Origin of the sequence: Kocuria sp. CPCC 205235, assembly GCF_040980905.1 — a bacterium.
GTDB classification, from domain to species: Bacteria; Actinomycetota; Actinomycetes; order Actinomycetales; family Micrococcaceae; genus Kocuria; species Kocuria carniphila.
Genome location: NZ_JAVKPR010000010.1, coordinates 88,983 through 114,440, shown reverse-complemented (window position 1 = coordinate 114,440; position 25,458 = coordinate 88,983). Strand labels below are relative to the sequence as shown.

25 protein-coding genes are annotated in these 25,458 nt (G+C 64.5%); 15 read left to right on the top strand and 10 right to left on the bottom strand.

Annotation, left to right across the window (positions count from 1 at the left end):
- The first annotated feature begins 555 nt into the window (after positions 1–555).
- The 3 genes from RF638_RS09090 to RF638_RS09080 all read left to right on the top strand — a co-directional run bounded on the left by RF638_RS09090 (position 556) and on the right by RF638_RS09080 (position 2,612).
- The gene (locus RF638_RS09090; protein ID WP_368841817.1) at positions 556–1,191 is read left to right on the top strand and encodes an AAA family ATPase; all 636 of its coding nucleotides are present in this window, start codon (positions 556–558) and stop codon (positions 1,189–1,191) included.
- Complete coding sequence (locus RF638_RS09085; RefSeq protein WP_368841816.1) at positions 1,185–1,484, top strand: hypothetical protein; 300 nt, start codon at positions 1,185–1,187, stop codon at positions 1,482–1,484. The genes RF638_RS09090 and RF638_RS09085 overlap by 7 nt, the downstream gene beginning before the upstream one ends.
- Positions 1,485–2,489: 1,005 nt before the next feature.
- A complete protein-coding gene (locus tag RF638_RS09080; RefSeq protein WP_368841815.1) occupies positions 2,490–2,612 on the top strand; it encodes a hypothetical protein in 123 nt (40 codons plus the stop codon).
- Between the two features lie 601 nt (positions 2,613–3,213).
- Here the strand turns inward: RF638_RS09080 and RF638_RS09075 are convergent.
- On the bottom strand, positions 3,214–4,725 hold the full coding sequence (locus tag RF638_RS09075; RefSeq protein WP_368841814.1) for a replication initiation protein: 1,512 nt from the start codon (positions 4,723–4,725) through the stop codon (positions 3,214–3,216).
- 165 nt (positions 4,726–4,890) lie between these two features.
- Complete coding sequence (locus RF638_RS09070) at positions 4,891–5,106, bottom strand: hypothetical protein (RefSeq protein ID WP_231885621.1); 216 nt, start codon at positions 5,104–5,106, stop codon at positions 4,891–4,893.
- 198 nt (positions 5,107–5,304) lie between these two features.
- On the opposite strand from RF638_RS09070, the gene RF638_RS09065 reads away from it, so the two are divergent.
- The 4 genes from RF638_RS09065 to RF638_RS09050 are packed head-to-tail and all read left to right on the top strand — an operon-like array spanning position 5,305 to position 7,803.
- Entirely contained in the window at positions 5,305–5,760 is a 456-nt protein-coding gene (locus RF638_RS09065) for a hypothetical protein (protein ID WP_368841813.1), read from the top strand.
- A gap of 17 nt (positions 5,761–5,777) precedes the next feature.
- Complete coding sequence (locus tag RF638_RS09060; protein ID WP_368841812.1) at positions 5,778–6,761, top strand: hypothetical protein; 984 nt, start codon at positions 5,778–5,780, stop codon at positions 6,759–6,761.
- Positions 6,758–7,351, top strand: coding sequence for a hypothetical protein (locus RF638_RS09055; protein WP_303383258.1), 594 nt, complete (start codon positions 6,758–6,760; stop codon positions 7,349–7,351). The genes RF638_RS09060 and RF638_RS09055 overlap by 4 nt, the downstream gene beginning before the upstream one ends.
- An 11-nt stretch (positions 7,352–7,362) precedes the next feature.
- Positions 7,363–7,803 (top strand): hypothetical protein, encoded by a 441-nt coding sequence (locus tag RF638_RS09050; protein ID WP_303383259.1) that lies wholly within the window; start codon positions 7,363–7,365, stop codon positions 7,801–7,803.
- A 47-nt stretch (positions 7,804–7,850) separates the two neighbouring features.
- Here RF638_RS09050 and RF638_RS09045 read toward each other — a convergent pair whose 3' ends face one another.
- From RF638_RS09045 to RF638_RS09030, 4 genes are all read right to left on the bottom strand, one after another.
- Positions 7,851–8,450: a hypothetical protein gene (locus RF638_RS09045; RefSeq protein ID WP_368841819.1), complete on the bottom strand. Its 600-nt coding sequence runs from the start codon at positions 8,448–8,450 to the stop codon at positions 7,851–7,853.
- On the bottom strand, positions 8,447–9,475 hold the full coding sequence (locus RF638_RS09040) for a transglycosylase SLT domain-containing protein (RefSeq protein WP_368841811.1): 1,029 nt from the start codon (positions 9,473–9,475) through the stop codon (positions 8,447–8,449). The genes RF638_RS09045 and RF638_RS09040 overlap by 4 nt, the downstream gene beginning before the upstream one ends.
- 83 nt (positions 9,476–9,558) lie before the next feature.
- A complete protein-coding gene (locus RF638_RS09035) occupies positions 9,559–10,977 on the bottom strand; it encodes an AAA family ATPase (RefSeq protein ID WP_368841810.1) in 1,419 nt (472 codons plus the stop codon).
- Between the two features lie 16 nt (positions 10,978–10,993).
- The gene (locus tag RF638_RS09030) at positions 10,994–11,236 is read right to left on the bottom strand and encodes a helix-turn-helix domain-containing protein (protein ID WP_368841809.1); all 243 of its coding nucleotides are present in this window, start codon (positions 11,234–11,236) and stop codon (positions 10,994–10,996) included.
- 170 nt (positions 11,237–11,406) lie between these two features.
- Between RF638_RS09030 and RF638_RS09025 the strand changes: the two genes are divergently transcribed.
- From RF638_RS09025 to RF638_RS08990, 8 genes are read left to right on the top strand one after another with little or no spacing between them, the layout of a single operon-like run.
- A complete protein-coding gene (locus tag RF638_RS09025) occupies positions 11,407–12,030 on the top strand; it encodes a DUF6668 family protein (RefSeq protein WP_368841808.1) in 624 nt (207 codons plus the stop codon).
- A complete protein-coding gene (locus tag RF638_RS09020; RefSeq protein ID WP_368841807.1) occupies positions 12,027–12,407 on the top strand; it encodes a hypothetical protein in 381 nt (126 codons plus the stop codon). Before RF638_RS09025 ends, RF638_RS09020 begins: the two co-directional genes overlap by 4 nt.
- A gap of 58 nt (positions 12,408–12,465) precedes the next feature.
- Complete coding sequence (locus tag RF638_RS09015; protein WP_368841806.1) at positions 12,466–13,215, top strand: hypothetical protein; 750 nt, start codon at positions 12,466–12,468, stop codon at positions 13,213–13,215.
- The gene (locus tag RF638_RS09010; protein ID WP_368841805.1) at positions 13,208–15,076 is read left to right on the top strand and encodes a type IV secretion system protein; all 1,869 of its coding nucleotides are present in this window, start codon (positions 13,208–13,210) and stop codon (positions 15,074–15,076) included. The genes RF638_RS09015 and RF638_RS09010 overlap by 8 nt, the downstream gene beginning before the upstream one ends.
- Positions 15,057–16,571: an SCO6880 family protein gene (locus tag RF638_RS09005; RefSeq protein WP_368841804.1), complete on the top strand. Its 1,515-nt coding sequence runs from the start codon at positions 15,057–15,059 to the stop codon at positions 16,569–16,571. The genes RF638_RS09010 and RF638_RS09005 overlap by 20 nt, the downstream gene beginning before the upstream one ends.
- Entirely contained in the window at positions 16,571–18,325 is a 1,755-nt protein-coding gene (locus RF638_RS09000; protein WP_368841803.1) for an ATP/GTP-binding protein, read from the top strand. Before RF638_RS09005 ends, RF638_RS09000 begins: the two co-directional genes overlap by 1 nt.
- Positions 18,322–20,127, top strand: coding sequence for a type IV secretory system conjugative DNA transfer family protein (locus RF638_RS08995; protein WP_368841802.1), 1,806 nt, complete (start codon positions 18,322–18,324; stop codon positions 20,125–20,127). Before RF638_RS09000 ends, RF638_RS08995 begins: the two co-directional genes overlap by 4 nt.
- A 2-nt stretch (positions 20,128–20,129) precedes the next feature.
- Positions 20,130–20,534, top strand: a complete 405-nt coding sequence (locus tag RF638_RS08990) for a DUF4913 domain-containing protein (protein WP_368841801.1) — start codon at positions 20,130–20,132, stop codon at positions 20,532–20,534.
- 160 nt (positions 20,535–20,694) lie between these two features.
- On the opposite strand, the gene RF638_RS08985 is transcribed toward RF638_RS08990, so the two are convergent.
- The 4 genes from RF638_RS08985 to mobC all read right to left on the bottom strand — a co-directional run bounded on the left by RF638_RS08985 (position 20,695) and on the right by mobC (position 25,425).
- Complete coding sequence (locus RF638_RS08985; RefSeq protein WP_368841800.1) at positions 20,695–22,608, bottom strand: hypothetical protein; 1,914 nt, start codon at positions 22,606–22,608, stop codon at positions 20,695–20,697.
- A 149-nt stretch (positions 22,609–22,757) separates the two neighbouring features.
- Positions 22,758–23,525, bottom strand: a complete 768-nt coding sequence (locus tag RF638_RS08980; RefSeq protein WP_368841799.1) for a hypothetical protein — start codon at positions 23,523–23,525, stop codon at positions 22,758–22,760.
- 2 nt (positions 23,526–23,527) lie between these two features.
- Positions 23,528–25,039 carry a relaxase gene (locus tag RF638_RS08975; RefSeq protein WP_368841798.1) on the bottom strand — a complete coding sequence of 504 codons (1,512 nt, stop codon included), beginning with the start codon at positions 25,037–25,039 and terminating at the stop codon, positions 23,528–23,530.
- A complete protein-coding gene (mobC, locus tag RF638_RS08970) occupies positions 25,036–25,425 on the bottom strand; it encodes a plasmid mobilization relaxosome protein MobC (RefSeq protein ID WP_368841797.1) in 390 nt (129 codons plus the stop codon). The genes RF638_RS08975 and mobC overlap by 4 nt, the downstream gene beginning before the upstream one ends.
- Positions 25,426–25,458 lie beyond the last annotated feature (33 nt).

The following is a 25,458-nucleotide window of genomic DNA, read 5'->3' as shown; positions in this document are numbered from 1 at the left end:
GCGAGATGCCCTCTCATCGCGGTGGAACGGAACCCTGAACAAGTCCCATTCTTCCCGGTCAGACGGGCATCTCGTCTTTAATTGCGGCCCAAGCCCAGCATGCTCATCGGTGGATCAAGGCTAAGGTCTTCGCTACTGGCCGCCGCCCGGCTCACGTTCGTCTCCTTCACCCCACCGACCACGATGTCTGCCTCCGTGAGGGTGCCCGGGGTACTGAACTGGCGGCGGTGCCGGGAAGAACTGGGCGACCGTGCGCCTGGCCCCGTCTACCTGCATCGATGTCACCGCTGGTGGCAGTGGCGGCGTAGACCACGTTGTCTGCCTCGTTCACGCCGACAACGTCAACGGGCCACCGCGTGACCGGTTGGAGACGATGCGGGTCGAAAGAATTACCCGAAGGTTGGGATGCCGCCCGCTGGAGACCTCGGGGCTCTGTGCATTTGAAAGGCGAATGGCCAGGCCGTGCACCACCCCAGATTAGTACCACACCATAATAAACCATATTAGTACCACTCTGGTACTAATATGGCATTACATTGGTGTTACTGTGGTGCCATGATCATTGTCTTTGGGCACCAAAAGGGCGGAACGGGCAAGTCGACTCTCACCGTCAACATGGCCGTTGAGCTGCAACGACAGGGAAAGGACGTGCTGCTGGTAGACGCTGACCCGACGATCCGCACAACTTCGAACTTCACCACCGACCGAGAGGAGGCCGGGCTTCCCTCACTGCAGTCCGTGCAGAAGTCGGGATCACTGCACAAGTTCCTGGAGGAGTTCCGACCCAAGTTCGATCACATCCTGGTCGACGTCCCAGGCAAAGATTCCAAGGAAATGCGTACAGCCCTGACTGCTGCGGACATGCTGATCAGTCCTACGCGCGCCACCCAAGCCGACCTTGACGCCGTGGCCGGCCTCCTGGAGACGGTTGAAGGGGCCCAAGACTTTAATGAGGGCCTTAAGTCAATGCTGGTCCTCAACTTTGTATCTTCCAATGTGTTCACCAAGGAACGAGAGGAAGCGCAGTCGTATCTCGAGGACTTTCCTCGAGTGCGGCTTGCTCAGACCGTGTTGCATCAGCGCAAGGCTTTTGCCGACTGCCTGGCCGACGGCAAGGGAGTCGTAGAGATGCGCGATGCCAAGGCCAAGGCCGAGATCCAACTACTGACCCAGGAGGTCTTCTCATGGTGAGGAAACGCGGACCGATTGCTTCTAATCGTGAGGAAGAGATTGAGCGGTTTGCAGCGGCAGCCGAACGATCAGGTTCAGACATCCCTGCTCAGGGACCGCCCCTGAAGCCGTGGAAGCGGCGGGCGCGAAGCGGAGCCAAGGTAAAGGGGTACAACTTCCGGTTCAATAAAATCCAGCATGCTTTGCTCAATTACGCCGCCGAAGCTGAGGACACTTCCCAGCAGAAGTTGATCGAAGAGCTCGTATGGCCCGTGCTTGAAGAGCGCTACGGTCAAAATGTGCCGATCAAGTAGTTCTTTCACACCACATCGGCACCATATTAGTACCACACTAGTACCAATATGGTGCCGTTTCGACAAGAGTTGGCACGGCATCTTCATGCCCAGGCACTGCCTTCGACACTTCCCAGCAGAAGACGATCAAAAAGCTCGTCGGTTCCCTACCTAAGAAGCGCTAGGACTACGGAAACCTTTCGAGCCGGGCGCATACTTCACACTGGTGTGGTACCAGTACCACACCAGTGTGAAAATGGCTCTGTATTAGATGCTGTGAGCTCAGCACCTTCAGACCCTTATATTGCCGTGGTGTCAGAGTGAATGCACAAACCACCGTCCCCATGGAGGTTTGGCAAGATGCAGGGCCCTTCAGCTGGATTTGCACCACATCAATATTAGTACCATACCAGTGTGGTACCAATATGGTACAAGCTACGTATCACGATCACCCACAAAACTTCAGGAAATTGCCTGTACCAAAGTGCATGTGGTGGATGCCGCGAACGAGGTGCTGGTAGTGATCGTGGTCCAGTCCGGGCTCGGAGGTTCCCGCGGTTTTCCTTGGGCAATCATTTCGGAGGCCCGCCAGGGCCGAGGAAATGTGCGGCAGCCATCGTCCGTCAACCAAGTCCCAAGAAGAACTGTCGCCTTAATCAGCTGGGGAAGTAAGTTAGTCCTAGTACGGACCAGCTAAGAAGTCCGTGCTCAGGAGACGGTGTGGAGCTCGTCCCAGTCGGTGGTGTAGCGCGAGGAGAGAGCTGCTTGGCGGATTGGCCCAAGGGGCAACAGCACCGTCTGTCGTCGGCCCTCGAGGTGGATCGGACACGACAGGTGGCTTCCGTAGTGCACAGCGCGCCAGGGAAGGGCTCCACGTCACTGCGGTGACCCGTGCTGAGTTAGATCTTTCGCCAATGGCGGGCTTCGAGGTCGAGGAGCTGGTTTCGGCGCACGCGCGCCCGCTACGGCCTGGAGTGAGCCCCCGGCCTGCACCTCGACCCTTATCTGGGTCCGCACACCGGGATCTTGACCAACCTGATCGACGCACCCACCGCGTCAGAGCTCGCCGCCGCGGAAGCCGACCTGGTGGCGGTCCGCGCCCTGCAGCCGTCCCGCCACCCACTGGTACCCACCCGAGATCTGGTCTAACTGCAAGCCATCCACCGTCACCTGTTTCAGGACATGTATCCCTGGACGGGGCAGCTTCGTACCATGGATCTGCGTAAGACGGTCCCGGGGCGTAGCCGTTTTTTCCGGTATCGATGATCACCTACTCGGCCGGTTTCGTCTTCGATCAGATCCGCCAGGATCAACTACCTACAGCACCTGGATCGGGACTAGTTCATCGAATGCTTGGCCTATCACTATGACTAGATCGATTATCCGCATCCGTTCCGGGAGGACAGCCGAAGCACCCAGCGCTTCTTCTTCGATCGTCTGGCGATAACCAGCGGCTGGTGGTTGGACCGGGCCCAGATCACCAGGGCACTGAACGATGCCGCATCTCAGACCGCAGCCAAGTACCAAGACCTCACCCCCGTGCCCTATTACCGCCGACCTCGCCCGTAACTGAATTAGCTAACGGTGGAACAGACCCGGGGAATTCGCAGAACCTGGTAGCACCCCAGACATGACCGGTCAGTGGCCGATGAAGCCGAAAAATCGTGCTGAGTAGCTGGTCTCACCGGGTATGCGAGTGATCTTGTAGGGGTAACCGTCAGGTGCAGGAGGCGCAGGCCGTAAAGTTTTCCTACTCGAGCCCCCACTTCGACCACATGGAGTTCCCGACCACCCAGCGCACAACCCGGGGAGGGTCGGCTCGTCCTGGCCTTTCTCCCTGCCGCCCAAGGCGGCAGGGAGAAAGGCCAGGACCTAGAATCCGCAAGGGGTCCTCCAGGTAATCCGGCGGCACCCAGAGTAGGGGGCCGCGGTCCTCGGTGTGGAGCCGGTCTGTGAGGGCAGCTTCCAGCTCTTTGCGCTGGGCACCTTGGGGCCACTGGTGGGTGGGTTTAGTTGCCCCAAGGGGGTCCTCGGCAGCAGCTATGGGGGAAGGGGCCGGGTGGGGGGAGGTGCTAGTTTGTCCGGCAGCGACGGGACAAATACCTGTTGCTTGGAGAATTTCACCCTTCTCGTCGGGGCCGCCGGCGGGTGTGATGGGCTCGTTTTTCAACCAGGCCATCACAGTGCGCGTAGTACGCCCTACGGCCTCGGCGATGGCTCGGTAGGTCGCCCCCGCCGCCCGCAACCGCAATGCCTTAGCTCGCAGTTGCCCAGCACGGTCGGTGCGGGCCTGGCGGGCCTTGCCGGCGTTGTCCGCCGCCGCACGCGCCTTGGCCTCGGTACGGGCTTTCCCACCACGCCGTCCCATCTGCGCCAGATACTCATGCGCCGCGTCAGAACCGCTGGTGGACGTGGGGCGTCCCTTGCCAGCATTGACCTGCCGCACGGCTGAACGAGCTAGGCACGCCACCTCCCCATCGGACAGGGGGTGGGGCAGCTGGGCGTTGAGCGCCCGGGCATGGGCGATCGAGGCGGCCTCACTCGGGGTCTGGTGGCGGATCTGTTGCTGGTCCCATAGCCACCGGCGGGTGGCGCGGAAGATAGCGGTGTTGCGCCCCACCTCCGTGGCGGTGTCCATTACCGGGGCCCGCGGGATGCCGGCCTGCCCCAGCAGGGTTGTGCCCGGGTCCCAGGCTGATGCGGCGGGTCCGTCAATAGCCTCGTCGTGGAACGGGTCGATGTACTCGGCCATGTGGGCCTTGAGATCCCCCAGGGACCATGGGCTGGCTCTGCGGCCCCACCACACACGCCCGGCCGGGAATTCAGCAGCCGGGTTGCGCACCAAGTAACGGGTGAAGCACGGGTCCCCATCGACCAGCCGGTCCAGGGCCCGCTGTACCGCCTCTGCATAGCGGATCGGCCACGGCCGAGCGCCTTCGCCCCGGTAGACCGGCTCGATCGCCCACCCGGCCTGGGCGTGACCAGTGGCCGGGTTCTCGATGATCCACGTCGGCTCCGGCACCGCCGGGTGCATCAGGTTCAACAACGCGGCCTCGTCATCGACGTCGACGACGAGGAAATTCAACCAATCGGCCGGGTTGAGCTGGAGGAACGCGAACTCCCCAGCAGGCCGCCCACGGTTCGGGAACGCCTGCGACTTGGTCTGACCGCACCGGAAGTACGCGATCCGGTGGTGTGCTAGGAACCGGCGGGCCGGGGTCTCGGGGCAAAAAAGGACAACATCCAGCAAGGCAGGGTCCACTTGTGGACGCGCCTCAGGTATACTAAGGGACATAACAGTCCCCTGATATTGGATTCATGACAGGTTCCGATTCAGTTAGCTGTTGAAACGGCTGTCGCGAGTTTGGAGACCTGAGACAGCCAAATGACTTCGACGGCCCGCCCTGCCAGGCGGGTCGTCAGTCGTTTAAGCGGAATTAGCCAGCGGTAGGCGCGGCTCCTCCCTGTTGTCAAGCTTGTTGGGTCGTCCCGCATCGCGATCGATCAAGGCACCGATGTACTCAGCCATGCTGAGTCCCGTTCGACGAGACGCTTCGACCGCCGCGCGGTGCTGCTCAGGAGACACACGCGTGGATAACGCCACTTTGTGTCCTTGCAGCTTTGGTTGCTGGTACTCGGTCATGAAGCCATCGTTGCATACTGCAACCGCAACCGGTAGCAGTGTGGGGTGTGTCTCCATGATTTCCTTGCCCCCTTGTTTCTAAAACTTGACGTAATAAAGACACAGTGAAGGCTCCCGCCTAGGTGCATCGCATCAATCATACAATTTTTTGAACATGTTCAACATAAACACGTTCAAGTTCCAGGTAGCCTGGAGGGCATGTCTTGGCTAGGGGGAACTGCTTCCCATTCCGACTCCGATATGCTGGCTGAACTGCCGGACCATCTCACTTGGGAGGGTCTTCATTTGGAGGTGCAGCGTCGGCACGGCAAGCCCGTCCACATCGAGCCTGCCCCCGCGGGGTTGGGCCAGGACGTCACAGGGCTGTGGTTGGAGAAGGCTGAGCAGTCCTGGATCTTCCATGCTGCCGGTGAGAGCGAGCTGCTGCGTCGGCACGTGATTCTGCACGAGTACGGACACATCCTCCTCATGCATGGTGGATGCGAGCTGACACTGGGAAATGCCTTCGCCCATATTGGGGGCTCCCGGCGGATCAAGACCCTTCTCGGGCGTTCCTCGACCTGGACAGCCCAGGAGATCGCGGCAGAGAACGCCGCCACGAGGTTGGCCGCCAGACTGACCCGGCGGGTGGATCCTCTGCTTGAGGCCTTTTAATGGGCCTTGGTGCGGTGTTGAGTCTGCTCAAAACCGTAGCCTGCATCTTCGCCGTCGTGGCGGTGGTCGTTCGTCTGCCACGAGTAGCGCGGCGACGCCACGTGGACTTCGTCTGGATGGGCACGGCGTTGGCGGCGCTGGCCTTCTCGGCCAACGGGGTCATGGTTCCCGAACAGAGCGTGGATGCGTGGCTGGGCGGAGAGAACATCTTCCACCTGGTGCGCAGCCTGCTCGCGCTTAGCGCCGTATGGTGCCTGCGGGCGGCCCTCGTCCAGTCCCTGCAGTGCAGGGACTGGAGCCGGTCGCGGACATTGTGGGAGACCGCCATTGGCGGTACCTTACTGCTGGGGCTGACGATAGCGTTCTTCTCAATCGATCGGGACCCGACCTCGAGAGCGTTCATCCCGGACCACCTTGCCCAGGGCGGCACATTGGTTTACACGCTGCTCATCATGGTGATGGGAGCGTGGAACGCCACCGATGTTGCCCGTGTCGCCTTCCAGGAACTCGCCTTGCGCCAGCCGGAGCACAACCGTCTGCTGTGGCCGGCTCTGCTCGGCCTGGGTGTGGGAGGTTCTCTGCTCGTGCTCGGCTGCACGCTTGAGGCCGGCTATGCAGTCCTCGGGTATTCAGGCACCTGGGATACTGTAGCTACGGCCATGCGAGCCTCGTTCGCGCCGGTCTTCCTGCCCGGGGCCGTGCTGGTGTGCTTGGCCGTGGCGTGGTTGGGTCTCTACGCCCAAGGCCGACGCCTGAAAATGGGTCTGCGCATGGACATCCTGAGGATCGCCCCGGTGTGGGCCCAACTCGACGCTGACCGGTGGAGCCCTGGTGGACGCCCTCCGGGCTGGCGCAGTGCCCTGTCGGCTGATCCCCAGAAAGTTCTCTACAGTGCCGTCATTGCCGTCGAAGACGCCCTGCGGGCAGAGAACATGGACCTGTCGGAAAAACAACGGTGTGCCCTGCAGACCGCCGAGAGGAGATTTGAACTCACATCATGAGCACCTCGATCGTCGTCCCCCGCTGGGAGAGAACCGCCACGGAAGCCTTCCAGCCTCCTGTGCTGCTGGCGGCGTTGCTCATCGCGCTGCCCTGGGGGGCGCACCCTTCTGCCGCCTCGTTGTGGTGGGGAATCAGCGCGGCCCTGATCGTGTGCGGGGTTCCACTGGCCGTGGTCCTCATACTGGTGCGCCGAGGGGTCCTCACCGACCACCACGTGAGCGTGAAGGAGCACCGCCGCCCGGTGATGGCCGGAGTGCTGGTGCTGGTCCTCAGCTACCTCACGGCGGCGATCCTGCTGCGGGGACCGATCGAGATTGTGGCACTGCTGGTGGCCACGTTCCTGGCCGGGTTAGTAATCGCTGTGGTGAGTCCGTGGTGGAAGATTTCCGGGCACGGCATGATGATGGGCGGCACTATTGTTGCCCTGACAACATCCTGGGGTGTTGTCGGGCTGCTGTTCGTTCCGGTGGGCCTGGTGGTGTGCTGGAGCCGTATCCGGCTCCAGGACCACACTGGTCACCAGGTGATCTCAGGCTTCATCTACGGATTAGCCTTCCTGGGCAGCATTTACGCCTGGATCGTGACATGAGGAGAAAAGACGTGGGGGATGCCAACCGGGAACGGTCAGCCCAGATCTTGGCCGACAAAATCAACCTGCTGTTGGATACCCTGCGCACCGAAACTGGCCATCCCTACGACTTCACCACGATCCAGCAAGGTATAAAAGACCGTGGTGTGGCTATGTCGCGCACGAAATGGCACTACCTGAAGACGGCCGACACCCGGGTGCGCCCCGATGAGAAACTGCTCCGGGCGCTGGGGGAAGTATTCGGAGTGGACCCCAGATATCTGGTGCACGAGAACGGCCCGTTGCCTGAGCAGGTCGAGCAGGAACTAGCCACGGTGCGCGCCCTCCGACGAGCCGAGGTGCGCAACTTCGCGGCGAGAGCCCTTGGCCAGATTGATCCTGAAGGGCTTCAGGCGATCCTTGAGGTCATCGAGAAGAAGGAAAGTTCCTCTCAGGACGACTCCACACAGTAGTTAAAGGAGTCCGGCCCAATCACAACGGCAGTGCCAACTTCCTTCGTTCATCTACCATCTACCTGCTGGGCGTCGCCCATGTGGCGGGACTGATGGCCGACGACTTCCCACTGGCCGTCGCGCTCTTCGAGGTAGAGGGTGACCTGCCGACGATCCATTTCGTGGATGGTGGCTCCGTCGCGGGTATTCCAGGTCCATTCCACGGTGTAAGCGCGGATGGCCTTGTCCGGAGCCACGTCCTGATTGACGTCGCCGTGGACGGGGACGATGGTGGGCGCGCTGTAACTCTCGTGCTGCGCTGCCGTAAGCCATGGGGCGCCTGCTGCGTTACGGTCGGGCTCGACCTGGTGAACGGACCAGTCAGGGGACATCAGCGACTGGGCGCGGATCGCTGCGGCGGTTTCCGTGCGGTCGCTGGCGGTGTCCCAGGAGTGGAGCATCAGGGCGGTGACCTCGGCGGTGGAGTCCGCATCGGTGCGGTCAGCGTTATCCGCGGTGGCGAAGGTGCCCTCGCCTAGCTGTCGCGCCGTGGGGGAGGCGGTGGCTTCTTGGAAGACTTGCTGGGCTTCGTTGCTGGAGCCACAAGCGGCAAGCGGCAACACGCACATCAACAAGGCTGCGGCGAGGCGCAGCGGGTGGCGCATCATCTCGGCCACGCACCTTTCTCTTTGAGGATGGGCTGGGGGTCGAGGTTGTGCCCTTGGTAGGGAAAGACGAGGTCGGGGGCGTCAGGTTTGTAGATCTCAAGGTGCAGGTGGGTGGCCATGCCGAAGCGTCCGCGGTTGCCCTCGACGCCGATGATGTCACCGCGTTTGAGCTTCTGGCCCTTGGCCACGTCCCAGGAGTGCAGGTGGCAGAAGGCGAATCCGAAATCGGGGTCGGGCCCGTTCTCCTTGGCGATGACGCATCCGTCGGTGGGGTTGAACCCGGTGATCCGCAGGCTGGTGGGGGCTACAACGACTCCGCCGCTGCTGTTGCCGGCCCCGGGAGTGGCGATGTCCACGCCCTCGTGTTGGTTGGCCCAACCGGGGACTCCGGCTAGAGCGCGCCCGCCGTAGCTGGAGGTGAACACGCCCCCGGGCAGTGGGGTGGTCCACTCACCGTCGCCGAGGCCTCCGTCCCAGGCCCGGGCCCCAGTGGGGGCCTTGCAGTCGGTGGAGAAGGTGGACTGGGCGCCATCGAGGATCTTCTCAACATACTGCTGGGTCTCCGGGTAGGGCGGGACGCCGTGGTGCTCTTGTACCGCACCGGGTCCGGCGTTGTAGGCAGCCAAGGTTAGGCGCACGAGTTCGTCCGGATCGTCCCCGGCAATGGGCTGAATTTCTTTCTTCAGGGCTGCCATGTAACGGCCCATGGCTGCGATGGCATCTTCGGGGTCGAAGGGGTCTCCGCCGTTGCCATAGGTGGCCCAGGTCGCGGGCATGAATTGGGCCAGCCCCTGGGCGCCGACGGGGCTGGTGGTATCTGGGTTCCACCCGGACTCCTGCGCCAGTTGTGCGGCGACCAGGCTGGCCGGCAGTTCGGCCTGGTTGGCGGCCGCGTCCACGAGCGGTCCCCAGCCGTTTGGCACGGACACCACATTGCCCTTCTCGTTGGTGCCGACGGCGGTGGCAGTGCAGCTGGTGGACAGGCTCGCGGTGTCTTCCTCCTCGGCCAGGGTAGTCACAAACATGGCTAAGCCCATGACAATGCTCACCAAAAGGCCAAGGAGAAGCAGCGCCGCGCCGCCGAGGGCTCGGGGGTGGGGCTTGGCCATCAGAAGCCCCGGGAGACCAGGGCCGCGGCGTGGAGCCAGGCCCTGCGGGTAGCTGGACGTAGTTGCCAGTGATGAATGCGGCCCTGCACCAGGTGCGGGTCGAAGGGGACGATGGCCACCTCACGCACAAACGGGGCGTATTCCTCGGTAATGGCTTGGGCCTTGGTGCTGTGTGAGGGCATCAGCTCGGAGATGACCACCACGGCATTGCGGGCCAGTTCCCTGGCATGGGGGCCTCCAGCGTGCAGGGCTTTGAGGGCGTTGACCCCGCCCTGGGCCTTATCGGACTCGGTGGTGGTGGCGATGATGATCTGGTCAGTGTGAGCGATCATATGCGCCCAGTTCTCGCCCCGGGTGGAGTTGCCGCTGTCCATGATGACGAGCCGGTAGTACTTCTCGGCCACCCGGTGCAAGGCGTCCACCTCGGCGCCAGTAATTTCGTGGGTGTTGGACGGTGACTCGTCGGAGCGCAGGACGTCGTAGGCGTCGTGCGCCTGGTGGTGGACGAAGGCGGCCAGCTCGGCCGCCTTGGCTTCGGCTGTAAGGAAGTGATTAGCGTGGTGGAGAAGGTCCAGCGCGGTGGAGTCGTGGTCGGTGCCGTCGGTGCGCCAGCCCAGGGATCCCATGGCTTCGTTGTTGTCCCAGGCAAGCACGCCCGCCCCGCCGTGGCGGGCGAACTGGGCGGCGAGCAGGGCAACGGTGGGGGTTTTGTTGGCACCGCCCTTCTGATTGACCACCGCGATGGTGCGGGAACCGATCCAGTGCCGTGAGACTGCGACCAGGTCTTCTCGTTCCGCTACTTCCCCAGGCCCAGGGGTCAGGTGCAGCCCGATGCGGTTGAGCATCCCGCGCCAACCGTGGGTGGCTGGTGCCTCGTCCAGAGAGCTGTCGGTGGCGATAAAGCTGGGGGCGGAGTCGATGTCTAAGACTGTTGTGTCAGATGGTTGCGGCACCGGGGCGCTAGAGGGCATTGGCTTTGCCTGCACGGGACGGGACTGCGAAGCGTTCTTGAGAGTCGGCGCAACGATGGTGGAAGACATTGAGGCAGCTTTTTTATGAGAGGAACTTTCGGGCTCGCCCAGCAGTGGTTCCGGGGTCGACTCGGCGGGCACGAGCTCTCCGGGGCTGACCGCACGGCTGCCTCGACGCCCGGTCCGGGGTAGGCGAGTGGGCGTCGCATCGGTGGAGACTTCCCCGTCAGGCCCAACGACCAGGTAGGTCTCGAATTCGTTCGCCGAAGACGGGTCGACGGCTACGACCTTGACGGCCCGACCCAAGATACGCGCGGTCTCGGTTAGTTGAGCAATGGCGTCGTCCATTGAATTTAGGGGGGTCACCACACCGTCGACGGAGACTTCAACGGTGTCGTTGTCGTTGATCGTCGCGGTGCATCGCGGACGGTCGAGCGCCTGCGCCATGGGAATGCCTTTCGTATCAGTCGGTGTCCCTCATTCCGAGGTTGGATTGCTGAGAGACGTTGTAGTGAGCACGCAGGTGTTCTTTCACGTCGTCCCGGAGGATGATCCAGTGCGAACCCAGCTGTATGGCTGGCACCCGCCCATCGCTCAGCCACCGGTAGGTCACCGTGCTACTGGACAGCCCCAGCACCTCGGTCAGCTGGGCCGCGGTGAGTCGCTCGGGCAGCCTGTTGAAGATTCTGTCCAGCGACTCAGTCATAGAGAGCGCTCCAGCGATCACAGCGGCTCCGGTACATCGGAGTGGGAAAAAATTGCTTACGGTTGCACACCATAGCTCGAAACTGCCTATAGTTGAACATGTTCAACTTAATTTCGTGGATGATCCACGGGAATGCACCTCAGTGCATTGAATTCAACTTGGGAGCCTAGATGGGCAATCGGTGGACAGTGTTCGTCGCGCCCGGAACGGGGGCTCAGACGGTCTCGCTCCTGGATGAGACCCTTCCTGAGCCGCCCCCGGCGCTTCGGGGAGCGCAGGCGCCCCAGCAGGGTATTTCTGCACCGGTCGGCGGCGGGCGGCTCGAACGGTTTCCCGCGTCATCTATTGGTCCGTACTGGTTAGGCGCCCATGGTGGAGCGGGAGAGACCACATTCCGGGAGCTGCTAAATGGTGTCGAATGCCATCATCGTTGGCCTTCTCCGACCCCAGAGGCACCGTCTCCTGTCGTTGTCCTCCTCGCCCGTCAGACGCATCGTGGGTTGGAAGCAGCTCGACGTGCCGCCCAGGGTTGGGCCTCCGGTCAACATCCGGATGTAGTGCTCGCGGGGTTGGTGATCGTGGCCGACACCCCGGGCAAGACCCCGAGATCCCTGGCAGCAGCGACCCGTGTGATCTCCGGCGGTGTCCCCTTCACCTGGGTGGTGCCGTGGATCGAAGAACTCCGACTCACTGGAGCCGTGGACTGGGAGTCCATGGCCCGTGAGCCGAAGAAAGTCCTCACCGCTATCGGTGAGGCAGTCGATGAACTCACCTCCGAGAGGATTCCCCAATGATCGACCTCGTACTTGCCGCGCAGGACACCGTTTTGGCCCTGCCTGCTGCACTGCCTGACTCCGACCCGCTGGCTCCTCCGGGCATCGGAGAGTCCTGGAACAGGATGGTCGGTGTGGGCAAGTGGATTGCCTTGGGCATCGCCGTTCTGGGACTGCTGGTGGTGGGCGGGAAGATGGCTTTCGACGCTCGTCGTGGTGAGACCACCGAAGAAATCTCCGGGATCATCAAGATCGTGTTGGCCGTCGCGCTGATCTCCGGTGGTGCTTCGATCCTTTCGTTTATCTCCCAAGACGGCGGAGGACAAGAGGAAGAGCAGAGTAGCGATGCGGAGGCTGCTGCCATCGTGATCCACGATGACCCCCACTTCAGCATCTAGAAGCTGACCACCATTAACAACTACAGGATTAGTCCCACGCGCGACAAAGGAGCAGCAGGTGACAGATCAGCTCGAGACAGACAACGACAAACCATGGTGGGCGGGCCCTTGGTTCCTGGTCTCGGCGGTGCTCGTGGCCCTGCTGGTAGTGCTGGGACTGGTCCTGTGGCTGTGGCCCGAAGAACAGGAGCAGTCCCAGTCCCAGCCCGCCCCGGCCACCGCGACCGAAGCGTCCTCGGGTGGGGAGTCGGTGTGCGGGTTGTCCGCCGCCGGCGGTACCACCTTGACCAAGGCGCCGAAGGACGTCGAGTGGGAAGCTCTGGGGGCGATCTACGCCCCAGCCTCGAAGAAGCACGGGCCGGGCACCGTGGACGAGTCCACGGGTGTCCGGTCCTGCTACTCCCACACCCCCGAAGGGGCGTTGCTGGCTTCCACCAACATGCTGATCTCGGGCAACGATCCGCAGGTCCTCCTCGACACCATCGAAGCACGAGTCATGGAGGGCCCCGGCAAGAACATCGCCATCGGGCAGGCGCAGCAGCGAGTGAGCGAGAACGACACGACGACCGTCCCGCTGGAAGTGGCCGGGTTCCGGTTGCTCTCATATACAGACGATAAGGCCACCGTCGAGGTTGTGCTGGCCGCCGACGACGGGACGGAAAAGGTTTACACAACGACCGCAACCGACATGGTTTGGTACGAGGGAGACTGGAGTTTCCTGTTGCAGGATGACGGGAGCGGTGGCCCCGTCTCAGGTCAGATTTCCGATCTGTCCGGGTACATCCAGTGGAATCCCGACAATGGCTGACGAGGAAAAGTGTGGATTCCTTGACGGCATCTGCAAAGCGAAAAAAGGTGTTAGCGAAGCTCTGACCGGTGCCGCCGGGGATGCCTTAGATCAGATCGCCGACGGTGTGACCGCCGGTGTGGTCGACACGGTCGCTTCCCTGGGTTCGATGTGGACGCGGATCGACAGCGCCGGCCTCACTTCCGAGGGCGGTACCGGTTCTCAGCCTCCGGTGCGGGGGGATTTCAACGCCTACATCGACACGTTGCTGGGTTACGCGAGCTGGCTCGGGTTGGGCGTGGCCGTGTTCGGGGTGCTGTTTTTGGGCATCATGCTGGCCGTTAACGCCCGCCGCGGCGACGGCGCGGGCCTGGTCAACACCGCCACCGCCCTGGCCGGCGGGGCGGCGCTGGTTGGGGGAGCCACCAGCCTGATCGGTTTCCTCGTCCCGGCCCGGGCGATGAACTTGAGCGGTTCGGTGGGATTCATCCAGGACCAGACCTTTTATCTCACTCTGGCGGTGGCCGCGCTGAGCGTAATGATCGCCGGGGCGCAGATGGCCTGGTCCCAGCGCGCTGAGCCGGCCCGGGAGCTGCTCAAGGGCCTGCTTACCTTGGCCGTGGTCACCGCTTCGGGGGTGACGATCCTCAACGTCTTGATCCGGGGCACCGACGCCCTGGCGGTGCAGATCATTGCCTCCGCCATCGGGGATGATTTCCAGACCGACGTGCTCAAGCTCCTGGCCTTGGACAACATGGCCAGTAGCGGCACCAGTCCGGTGTGGTTGGGCGGCAACGTCATCCTGATCATCGTCGGCGGGGTCGTGGCGATCATCGTGAACCTCATTCAGGTGATGCTGATGGTGCTGCGCACCGGGATGTTGTTTCTGATGGCGGGGATCCTGCCACTTTCTGCCGCCTTCTTGAACACGGAAACGGGTAAGAACTTCTTCCAGAAAGTCATCGCCTGGACCCTGGCGTTTGCTTTCTACAAGCCGGCGGCGGCCCTGATCTACGGGTTGGCGATCAAGATGTCCACCACCGGGGTATGGGAGGGCGACGGCGGGCTGATCCAGTTCGCTGCGGGGCTGATGATGATCATCGCCTCCGTGTTCGCGCTACCGGTGCTGATTGGTTTCCTCAGCCCCGTGCTGGGCTCGATGTCTTCCAACGGTGGAGGTGGTGCGTTGGGGGTCGCTGCGATGGGCGCGGCGATCCCGCAGGGCGCGGCCCACCTGTCGCGGTCCGGACGCGGATTCGGTTCCGATAGCTCCGCCATCCAGGCGCCCACGTCCACACTATCGCCTACGCCTGCCGGTGCGTGCGCTGGCAGTGCGGGAACCGCCGGCGGGGGAGCTGGGGCTGCAGGTGCCGGCGCCGCGGGTACCGCGGCCGCTGGGGCGGCTGCGGCTCCGGTGGCGGTCGGCTTGGCGGCCGCCGACGCCGTCAAGAAGACCGGGGAGGCTGTAGGAGAGGCCACCGCATCCAGCGCAGGAATCGGAATCTCCGACACGTCTTCGACTACGGGCCCAGGTGGTGCCCCGTCGGGCCCGGCACCCGGTAGCACCTCGTCTGCGGGCCCAACCGATACCAAGGCCACCCAGGTGGCCTCAACGGGCCGCAGCTCCGGGGCCCGGCCTTCCTTGGGTGCCAGCACCCCTGGGCCCACCGCCAGCGGCGGGAAGGGCACCCGACCCAGTCCGGGCCCTGGCACCGGCGCACGAACCGCTCCGGGAGCGGGTGGTGGGACGCGTCCGTCAGACCCGGCCCCGGGTGTGGGGCCGACGGCGAAGGCCGCCCAGCAGCAGGTACGTGCGCTCAAGCAGCAGATCATCTACGAGACCGGAGACGAGGCCTACCCCGATGGCGCAAACCGAAGCTAAAACCGAGAACCGTCCGCGGGTGTACGGCAACTTCCGCACCCCCACCTCCAAGGGCCTGGCCGGGCTCTCCACCGCCGGCACTGTGCTGCTGATCGGTGGGGTGGTCGGCGGGGTCCTGCTGATGATGCTCAACCTGTGGCTAGCCGCCCTGGGCTTCGAAGCAGTGATCCTGGTCCTGATCGCCCTGTCCATGCAGAAGAACAAGCACGGACGCACCCTCATCGAGCGCATCCTCCGCCGGGCCGGGTGGGCCAACGCCGTCTACTCCGGCGCCAACGTCTACCGGGCCGGCCCCGTGTCCCGGGTGCCTTCAGGGACCACGAAGCTGCCCGGGGTCTCGGCTCGGTCCACGATCACCGAGCACGTCGACGGCTACGGCCGCCCCTTCGCTCTGCTCGAGGTCCCGCAGAAGCACCACTTCACCGTGGTGCTGGCCTCTGAACCCGATGGCGGGGGCATGGTCGATCAGGACCACATCAACCGGTGGGTGGATCGTTGGTCGCACTGGCTGGGGATGCTCACCGACGAACCGGGGCTGACCGCCGCCTCGGTGACGATCGAGACCGCCCCGGACTCCGGGTACCGGCTGGCCCGCAAGATCGAGGCCCGCATGGCCGAGAACGCCCCGGCGTTTGCCCGCGACGTGATCAACGAGACCGTGCAGATGCTGCCCACCGGTGCCACCGTCACCCGGGCCTACATCGCGGTGACCTTCAAAGCCTCCGTGCGGGCCGGCGGGCGGATCCGCAACGCCCAGGAAGTCGCCGATGATCTGGCGGCGCGCCTGCCCAACCTCACCCTGTCCCTCAACGACACCGGGGCCGGGGTGGCCGCCCCACTCACCGCCCAGCAGCTGTGCGAGGTCATCCGGGTGGCCTACGACCCGGCCGAGGCAATCCTCTTCGACCGGGCCCACGCCCAGGGCAAAGCCCCGGAACTGGACTGGGACGAGGTCGGCCCCCAGGCCGCTGACACCTTCTGGGACTGCTACCACCACAACAATTCCTGGTCGAAGTCCTGGGCGATGTCCGTGCCCCCGCGCTCCACCGTTCAGGCCAACGTGCTCCAAGCCCTGATCGCCCCGAACCCGGAACTGGTGCGTAAGCGCGTCACCCTGCTCTACCGCCCCATCGACCCCGCCCGGGCCGCCCAGATGGTGGAGAACGACATCAACACCGCCACCTTCAACGCTTCCTCCCGCAACCGCGCCACCGCCCGGGACACCCGCGAAACCCGCGCCGCCCAGGCCACCGCCGCCGAAGAGGCCGACGGGGCCGGGCTGCTGAACTTCGGGCTCGTGGTCACCGCCACCGTCCGTTCCAAGGGCGAGCTGGATGAGGCCGGAGCCATCATCGAGAACCTCGGCACCTCGGCGAGGATCCGCATGGAGGAGGCCTACGGCGCCCAGGACTCCACCTTCGCCGCCGGCCTACCGCTGGGTGTCGTGATTCCGGATCATCTGGCCCTGCCCTCGACCGTGAGGAACGCACTCTAATGGCCACCAAGAACGCCAAGCAGATCATCCTCCCCGCTTCCCGGGGCGCGGCCGGCGCCACCGTCTTGGACCGGGCCTTCGCTCGGATGAGGGGTGGCAAGGTCTCCACTAGACCGAAGCGCACGGGCAGCACCTCCGTCACGGCCACTTCCACCTACCGCCCGGGCCCGCGGGGCCACAAGGGCCGGGGTCTGGGCGAGGCGCAGCTGCTGCACCCGATCCGCGAGATGCGCGGCACCAACTACCAGGTCTGCGGGCTGTTCCCCTTCCCCATGGGCGGGGGCTCCCCGTTGGAAGGCGTGCCGTTGGGGCGGAACCTGCTCTCGGGGGAGCCGGTGTGTTGTGACCCGATCTCCTGGTTCCAGAAGCTGCGGGTGATCGCCAACCCCTCGGCGTTCATCATGGCCAACCCGGGGCTGGGCAAGTCCTCCCTGCTGCGCCGGATGGCCATCGGGTTGGCCGCCTTCGGGGTGTGGCCGATGGTGCTCGGCGACATTAAGGGCGAACACGTCGCCATGATCGAGCACCTGGGCGGGGCCGTGCTGCCGCTGGGCCGCGGGGTCGGCCACATCAACCCGCTCGATGACGCCGGAGCGGTCGCGGCGGCCAAGCTGCTGTCTGCCGCCAAGGCGGAGGAGCTGCTGGCTGATCTGCACACCCGGCGATTCGACCTGGTCCGGTCCCTGATCGCGATTCTGCGCAAGAAGCCGCTGGACGAGCGTGAGGATCAGATCCTGGATCGGTGCCTCACCGTCCTGGAAGCCCGCCACACCGTATCCGGCACGGTCCCGGTCATGGCGGATCTGCGCCAGGTGCTCAAGGACAAGCCGGCCGAGGTGCGCGAGGTGTCCCTGGATCGCGGCAATGATGCCCGCTATGACGAGATCACCGAGGGTCTGGAGTCCTCGCTGAACTCCTTGTGCGGGACCGGGGCCTTCGGGCAGATGTTCGCCCGCCCCTCCACCAACAAGATCGACGCCTCAAGACCGATGGTCTTCGACCTCTCGCGGATCTCTCAGTCCGAGTCCGATCTGCGGGCGGCCACCCTGTTGGCGTGCTGGTCGATTGGCACCGGAACGGTGCGGACCTCCAACATGCTGGCCGATGACGGGGTGATTGAGCGGCAGCGGTTCCTGCTCATCCTCGATGAGCTGTGGAACACCCTGGCGGCCGGGCCCGGCATCGTCGATCAGGTCAACGCACTGACCCGCCTGAACCGGGAGATGGGGGTCGGGCAGATCATGGCCTCCCACACCCCGTCTGACCTGATGGCCGTGCGTGGCGAGGAGGACCGAGCCAAGGCCAAGGGCATCATGGACCGCTGCGGGATCAAGATCCTCGGTGGGCTGGCCAAGTCGGAGATGCCGCTGCTGACCGAGTCCGTGCCGCTGTCGATGCGCGAGCAGGAACAGCTCGCTGCCTGGCAGGACCCGCCGGCCTGGAACCGCCGGGGCGATGAGGAGATTCAGTACACCAACGATGACGTGTACGCCTCCACCGACCGGCTGACGGTCAATGAGGCCGAGCTGCGGGCCTGGTTGGAGGACCCCGAGAACCGGGAGTGGTACTTCGACGATCGCACCACCTCCCCGCCGCCGGGCCAGGGGAAGTTCTTCATCAAGGTCGGTGCGAGGGCGGGGATTCCGTTCTCGATGGAGTTCACCCCCACCGAGCGCCGGTCTCAGGTCCACGACACCGAGAAGAAGTGGCACGAGGCCAAGTTCCGTGCCGCTCAGGAGAGGGGCGAACGATGAGCTCCCTGGACCGTAAGTACAAGGCCGGCGGCGGCGAAGTCGCCCTGCTGCTCACCTTGCTCTTTGCGCTGGTCGGTATCCCCGCGCTTCTCTACGTGGTGCACACCGCCGGACAGGCTCTCACCCCGCGTGCTAATCCGCTGCCCACCGGGTACTGGGAACGGTCCCTGGGTGTGGTCACCGGAGACCTTCCGTGGCGCACCACGGAGATCGTCCTGGCGGCCGCCCTCGGGCTGGTGGCGGCAGCACTGTTCGTGCTGTGGGCCTTCAAGCGCCACCAGAAAGCCCAGAAGCTCGTCAAGCACGACCGTGCCGCCCCGCGCATGGCCACCGTGCGCGACGTCGCCCCGTTCACCGAGAAGCAGGCGCGCGCCAAAGCGGATCGCTTTGGCGTCGACACCCCGGGGGTGATGCTCGGCAAGATGGTCCGCGGCGGACACACCCTCTACGCCTCCTGGGAGGACACCCTCCTGCACATCTGGGGCACCCGCACCGGCAAGACCACCTCCCAGGCGGCCCCGTCCATCATCGAGGCCCCGGGCCCGGTGATCGCCACCTCCAACAAACGCGACCTCTCCGGTCTGACCCGCGACATCCGCGCCGAGAACGGCGACGTGTGGGTCTTCGACCCCCAGGGAGTCGCCGGGGAGAAACCGACCTGGTGGTGGAACCCGCTGACCTACGTCACCGATAGTGAGCGCGCCGCCGAGATGGCGAACAACTTTGCTGCTGGCTCCCGAGACGTCGGTGCTAAGGGCGATGGTCACTTCGATTCCGCCGGCAAGGACCTGTTGGCCGGGCTGTTGCTCGCGGCCGCCGTGGGTGGGGAGCCCATCGAGAAGGTGCATTACTGGTTGACCCGCTCCACCGATGAGACCCCGGCGCTACTGCTCGATGAGCACGGGTGGTCCAAGGAAGCGGACTCGGTGGCCAGCACGATCCACCAACCGGAGAAGTACCGGGGCAGCGTCTACTCCACCGCCCTGCAGATGGCCGCGTGCCTGAAGAACGAGAAGATCGCCGCCTGGGTCAACCCCACGGGTCCCGGCGACGACCGGCCGCAGTTCGAGCCGGAGGCGTTCGTGGCCGGCAAGCACACCCTCTACGCCCTGTCCAAGGAAGGGGCCGGCACCGCCGGTCCGCTGGTGACCGCCTTGACCGTGGCCACGGTGACGGCGGCCGAGGAGCACGCTGTGAGCCAGCGTGGTGGCCGGCTGGCCACCCCGATGCTCTGCGTGCTCGATGAGGCCGCCAACGTCTGCCGCTGGATGAACCTGCCCAACCTCTACAGCCACTACGGGTCCCGCGGCATCGTGGTCTCCACGTTCTTGCAGTCCTGGTCCCAGGGCGTGGACGTGTGGGGGGAGTCCGGGATGAAGAAGCTGTTCTCCACGGCCAACGTCGTCACCTACGGCGGCAACGTCAAGGAGGAGGGTTACTTGAAGATGCTCTCGGAGCTGATCGGCAAGTACACCTACACCTCGGTCTCCTCCTCGAGACAGAAGGACTCCGGGTCCACGTCCCGCCAGGACGCCACCGACGACATCATGTCGGTGGCTGACCTGTCCGCCCTGCCCAAGGGGAGGGCCGTGATGTTTGGCTCCGGGGCGAGGGCCGTGCTGTTGCGCACCATTCCGATTGACCACCGCCCCTACGCGGAAGCATCCAGGGCCTCCGAGGAGGCCCATAACAGCCCGACAGCGGCCACCGTCGACCAGGGGGACGCGCCCGAGAAGCCGGCTGCTGAGACTGCGGCGGCCGCGCCTGCCGGGAACCGGTGGGCGGCGCTGGTGAAGGAGTAGAGATGAACTGGGAAGAGGAAGCCGCCGAGGGCAACGAGGACGTCGAGGAACAGCCTCCTGCACAGCTGTTCTACGCGAACGTGGCCCAGTTCGTGACCGAGCAACTGGCGCCCGTGTACCGACGTCAGTTGGACCCTGCGGGTCGCTCGACCACGTTCACCTGGTGCGCCCAGTGGTGGCGGCATGAGGAAGCGGTGAGCCGTCTGACGGGGTTGTGGCGGGCGTGGGAGCAGCTACGCACCGACCCGTCCACGGGATTGGCCGTGTGGTGGCGCGACTACGCCGACCCCACGATGCGTGTGCTCTTCGAGGAGAAAGGGCCCTTCCACGGTTGCACCCCCAGGGAACACAGCCCCAAGGGAGTGCCTCTAACTCTGGAACCACCACCGGAGGGCCTGTTCGACTGAACGTCACAGCGAAAAGGACGCAGTCCATGACGGGGGCATCCACCGTGCTATGCCCCTCGGCGTTGCCTACTTCCCCGAATGCCTCGATCCCACCCCCTTCAGTACTACAGTCGCGGGATCATCGCCGTGCCGACATGCTCGTCGGGGCGGCGGCCATTCCTTACCTGCGGGTCGACCAGCCCTCTTTGGCAATACGCTGGCGCCAGTAGGTCGCCGCATCCTGTCCGCTCTTCATTGCGATGAAATCATCCGTTCGTTCCAGGAGTGCAACCGCAGGAGGCGTCCCCTCTACGTAGGATTCCAGGGCGAGGTTGAGGGCCGCACCACTAACAAAATCGGCGTACTCACGAACGGACTGTACGACGGCAAAGCTCGTGGGGTTGCCATGCACCAGAGCATTTCGGACTCGACGTCGACGCGCATCGAGCACAGCACCCTCAGTCGTGTACTCGTCGACGAGCACGCGGTAGATAGCGTGACTTTTGATGCTAGAGAACATGCGAGCGATCCAGGCAGACTCGTGTTTGACACGGCACAGCGACAGGAAGTCATCGGCGCGATCAGCGAGGAACAGTAGCCATGGTTTCTTCGGGTGATCCGAGAGCCACTCCCGCGTTAGTTCGGTCAGCAACTCGCTCCGATCGTTGCCGCCGAGTAGACACATGCCGGCCGCGCGCTGGAGGTCGGTCAGCCAACGGGCGTGCGCCCAGCGTTCACCAAGACTCGAGAAGAGATCGTTCGGATTCATGGCTGCGTGCGCGGCCACGTGCTGGACGACACGGTCCGAGAGTGGGATGACACTGCTGATATCTGCTTCTGACGGTTTACGCAGCGCCATGTCTCGGCTGAACGGATGGTCCGCGGTTGTCTGGACTTCGATAGCAGCGGCCAGGAACCGCGGGAGCTCCTCGCGGGCCAGCGCCTCCGCGATGCGCGGGCCGTGCTGCCCGATCGCCTCGGTGGTAAGGCCCGCGCCGTAGGTGTCGTTGGGAAAGCCCAGCTCTTTCCGGACAGCATGGTGACCGCCGCCCGCATACTGGCCGGAGCGGAGTACTTGAAACTGTGCGAGCTGCGGACGGATCCCACCTGCCCGGTGAATAGAAACGCTCAAGATCACGTCGACTATGGCAATCGCCCGCTCGACCGCACCAGCCGCCGTTGTGGTGCCGAGATCAACGCGCACGAGAGTGTCCACATCGGATTCCTCGTCGACGCGTTTCGCAACACGAAATATATAGCCGTACTGGACCAGCTCCCAAAGCTCCGCCTTATGTGCGAACTCAAAGCGGCCAGGCTCGGCGTTCGGGACGGCCCAGCGCGCGTCGTAAAAGCAAACTCCGCCCGCCTCGAGGTCTTGATGAATCCGCCCCTTATAGCCGAGCCAAACGACGGTTGGTTTCACCTCCGCGGGGGTCCCGACGAACGTGCGCGCATTCGTGAGGCGCTCATCGAGCGGAGTTTCCTTCTCCCCTAGAGGTACGTCGTCTGGGGCGCGCCCAAAGGCAACGATCGACACGAGATCGCTGAAGACTCCTTCCGCATGGTGTCCGCGCCCCTGAAGCTGCTCGAACAGGAGTTCAGCAATTGGGCGATATTCCCTTCCCACAAGACTTCGGTCCTGCGCGGTCGCGACCAGGTCGTCCCAGCTGGCGCGCACGGCCTGGTCAGTTTTCAGTGCCACGAGCAGTTCCGTCGCGGAGGTCGAGACTTCAGTCCAAACAGCGTCGGTGCGCGTGCCGGGAGGCTGTTTAAGGATCGCACCTGGGCTTGAGATGAGTCGGGAAAAGGCGGACTCGAACTCCGACAACGGCGTGGCGATCTGCGTACGCAGCAAGGAGCCAATCGCTTGGACGGATTCTTCTAGATCGAGCCGCAACGACTCGCGGTTCGGGCCGGGTTTCCAGGCGTCAACTCCGCTTGCCAGCTGCACCCACTCCGCAATCTCACTTACTACGACCGTAAGGGGGAGAACAGTACTCACGCCGTGGCGACGGTCAAGGGAGGACACGAGTGCCTTGAGCCAGTCGGGATGTTGGGGCGACCAGTGATCGCTGACGTTGTAGTCGATCATCATTGCTGGTTCAGCGCTCCTTCGGTCGGCTATTCCCAATTCTGGACCAACGTCGCCGAAGCAAACGGTGCACCGATCCCCATCACCGGCAGGAACTTGAGCAACGACCGATCAGGTTTTGAAGCCAGGTGTTATCTGCTGTCCGGAAACCCTCAGTTCAGTTCCAGCCCCCTGTCCCGTCCCGCTGCACGTCCGGTGTTCTTCCGTGCCTTGGGGCCGCGTTGGGTGGAGCGTACGGCGTCGATCGGGGGCGTGCCCTGGTCCCGGTCCGCCGCCAGGCGTGCGCGCACGCCATCACGGCCTTCTTCGGTGCCACCGAGGGCGTCCATGAGTCGACTGGCCAGGTTGGCCCGCCGGTCCCCGGAGTCCCACAGCTCCTCAGCCTCAGCGGCAGCATTGCGTGCATCGGTGTCGTTCTGGAGATCGCCACGGCCGGCCTCAGCGGCGTTCAGAGCGGCGGCGTGGTCACGCTGGGCGTCCACTGTCTCTCGTGCGGCGGTCTCTTGCTCCGCCGAATCCGTGCGCTGACTCTCCGGAGTACGTTCCTCGAGGTAGTCCTCCACGCTCAACCCGTGGCGCTCCTTCACCTGAGACTCGATCCGTCCTCGCGCGGCCTGGGCGACCTCGTCGTGCTGCTCCCACTGGCGGGCCAGCCCGTAGTGGGCAGCGATGTCTTCCGGCTTGGCGGTCTCCCAGAACCGGTCCTGCTCCACCGGGGCGAGCTCGGTGCGCATCACGGCGCGTTCGGCCTCGAAGCGCTCCTGGAGCTCACGCCGCCGGTGCTGCTGCTCCATGACACGTTGGCGGAGTTGTTCGGCACGCTGGCGGGCCATCATCTCGCCCCAGCGCCCGGCCACGGCCATCGCCGCTTGGAGGTCTCGGGAGAGCAGGTCATTCACGCCGTCGGGTTGTGTGCTCATCGCTACAGCTCCATTCCGTGGTCCGTGTGGGGGGTGTGGTCAACGTAGGGGTGCTCAACGGTCGGGCCTTGGGTTTCACGCAGCGCACCACGGTGGCGGGTGGGACCGGCGTGCGCGGCGACCTGCCTCGGGCCGTGCTTCACATCGGGCAGGGGCTCCGCCACGACCGCCAGGTGCTGCTGGAAGGCGTCCACGATCAGCTGCGTCTCGCGCAGCTCTTTGTTGGCCTGGTGCATGTCCTGGAACGCCCGGGTCATCCGCAGCATCTGCTGCATGATCAGCGCCTGCGCCATCGGAGACGGCGTGCGCGTGGCCGCCAACAAGAAGGCCGTGGTGCCACTGGTGCGCAGCGGCGCCTGAAGCGGGGTGGTGATCTTCACCCCGGACCGGTGCGCGGACCGGGCGAGCACCCGGGCGGTGCGTCCCAGCGGCCCTTGGCCGTCCTCGGTCGCATGGGACCACGCCGCGAACACCCCGGAGGCTTCACGGGCCGCGTGCGCCCACGACTGGTGATCGTCCGGGGCGATGGTGACCAGCCGCCGGCGCACCTCTTTTAGTTCCCCGGCCAACCGTCGGGCGGTCTCCTCGTCGAGGACCGCACCGGGGGCGTCGGGGTGGACGATGCGGCGGTGCCGCTTGGCCGCCATCCACTCCTCGGATGCCTCTTGGGCGGACTCGGGGGTGTCAGACCAGCGGGTCCGCAGGGACGGGAGCGTGAGGTCCTGGGCGAGCTTGCCGCCACCGAACCACAGCGGCCGCATCCCTTTCGGCGGGCGCTCCGCCACGGAGTACCCGGTGACCACCGAGTCGGTGCCGGCGGCGAAGCGGGGGTGCACGAGCATGTTGGCCCGGCGCATCTGCCGCACGAACTGCGCTTCCGATTCGGCGGCCACCGCGCACGCGCGCACGGTGCGTTCCAGCGCGAACCGGGTCGGTTCCCGGGTGCTGTCCCGCCGCACCTCGCCCTGCTGCAGCCACCGTTCGGAGTGGTTGCCGAGCTGGATGAGGTTGAAGTCCTTCTCGATCCCACGGGCGACCTTCTGCGCCCGGGAGAAGTCATTGCCATCGGCCCACTTCGTCCCGTCCTCCCGGATCGTGGAGGCCATGATGTGGATGTGGTCGTTGCCCTTGGCCGAACGCCCGTGATGCACCGCGACCCACGGGCACGGTGCCTTGGCACCCGCGTCGGTGAAGTCCATCTCGTCCATGAACCGGGCGGCGATGTCCGACCATTCCTGGTCCGTGACCTCCCGGTCCTGGTACGGGATCGACAACGAGCAGTGCCAGATGTGCTTGGTTTCTGCATCAAAGCCCAGCATCCGCCGGTTCAGGTCCACCTCGCGGGCGATGCCTACCGCGGCTTCCTCGTTGAGCTGCACGTCGTCGTGCCACGCCATGATGAGCGGCGAGCCGCCCACCAGATGCGGGTCGGTGTGTTCGTTGGAACGACCCGGACCCACCAGGTACTTCATGAGCCCGACTGGCTTGTTGCCCTTGGTGATGTTCGGGATCACGGCGCGAGCTCCTCGAGTTTCGCCAGTACTTCCTCGCCGAACCGGCGGGCCTCCTGCAAGGTCTCGACCGTTTCGGGGAGCACCTCGCCGGTGCTGTTGGCGTGCCGGGCGATCTGGTTCACGTTGTTCGAGATCGTGGCCATCAGCCGGCGCATCGCCAGCAACTCGACCAGCTGCTGCTTGCGCAGCTGCACCGCCACCGGATCAGCCGACCCGAACACCGCCTGCACCATCAGCGCCGAAGGCGACAACCCGGTCTGCTGCTCCAGCACCATCAACTGAGCACGCTCCGACTCCGACATGGACACCCGGACGTACTGGGTCTTGCCCTCAATTCGCTTCCGACGGGACTTCCATACCCGACGCGGATTTTCCTGCTCCACCACAGCACCTCCTCTCCCTGCCGGCCCAGCGCAGCG

Coding starts and splice junctions, on each gene's coding strand:
- RF638_RS09055 (WP_303383258.1), top strand. CDS start 6,758: ATGAGCACCTCGATCGTCGTCCCCCGCTGGGAGAGAACCGCCACGGAA.
- RF638_RS08990 (WP_368841801.1), top strand. CDS start 20,130: ATGAACTGGGAAGAGGAAGCCGCCGAGGGCAACGAGGACGTCGAGGAA.
- RF638_RS09020 (WP_368841807.1), top strand. CDS start 12,027: ATGATCGACCTCGTACTTGCCGCGCAGGACACCGTTTTGGCCCTGCCT.
- RF638_RS09090 (WP_368841817.1), top strand. CDS start 556: ATGATCATTGTCTTTGGGCACCAAAAGGGCGGAACGGGCAAGTCGACT.
- RF638_RS08995 (WP_368841802.1), top strand. CDS start 18,322: ATGAGCTCCCTGGACCGTAAGTACAAGGCCGGCGGCGGCGAAGTCGCC.
- RF638_RS08980 (WP_368841799.1), bottom strand. CDS start 23,525: ATGAGCACACAACCCGACGGCGTGAATGACCTGCTCTCCCGAGACCTC.
- RF638_RS09045 (WP_368841819.1), bottom strand. CDS start 8,450: ATGATGCGCCACCCGCTGCGCCTCGCCGCAGCCTTGTTGATGTGCGTG.
- RF638_RS09030 (WP_368841809.1), bottom strand. CDS start 11,236: ATGACTGAGTCGCTGGACAGAATCTTCAACAGGCTGCCCGAGCGACTC.
- RF638_RS09010 (WP_368841805.1), top strand. CDS start 13,208: ATGGCTGACGAGGAAAAGTGTGGATTCCTTGACGGCATCTGCAAAGCG.
- RF638_RS08985 (WP_368841800.1), bottom strand. CDS start 22,608: ATGATGATCGACTACAACGTCAGCGATCACTGGTCGCCCCAACATCCC.
- RF638_RS09025 (WP_368841808.1), top strand. CDS start 11,407: ATGGGCAATCGGTGGACAGTGTTCGTCGCGCCCGGAACGGGGGCTCAG.
- RF638_RS09040 (WP_368841811.1), bottom strand. CDS start 9,475: ATGTTTGTGACTACCCTGGCCGAGGAGGAAGACACCGCGAGCCTGTCC.
- RF638_RS09070 (WP_231885621.1), bottom strand. CDS start 5,106: ATGACCGAGTACCAGCAACCAAAGCTGCAAGGACACAAAGTGGCGTTA.
- RF638_RS09065 (WP_368841813.1), top strand. CDS start 5,305: ATGTCTTGGCTAGGGGGAACTGCTTCCCATTCCGACTCCGATATGCTG.
- RF638_RS09000 (WP_368841803.1), top strand. CDS start 16,571: ATGGCCACCAAGAACGCCAAGCAGATCATCCTCCCCGCTTCCCGGGGC.
- RF638_RS09005 (WP_368841804.1), top strand. CDS start 15,057: ATGGCGCAAACCGAAGCTAAAACCGAGAACCGTCCGCGGGTGTACGGC.
- RF638_RS09035 (WP_368841810.1), bottom strand. CDS start 10,977: ATGGCGCAGGCGCTCGACCGTCCGCGATGCACCGCGACGATCAACGAC.
- RF638_RS09085 (WP_368841816.1), top strand. CDS start 1,185: ATGGTGAGGAAACGCGGACCGATTGCTTCTAATCGTGAGGAAGAGATT.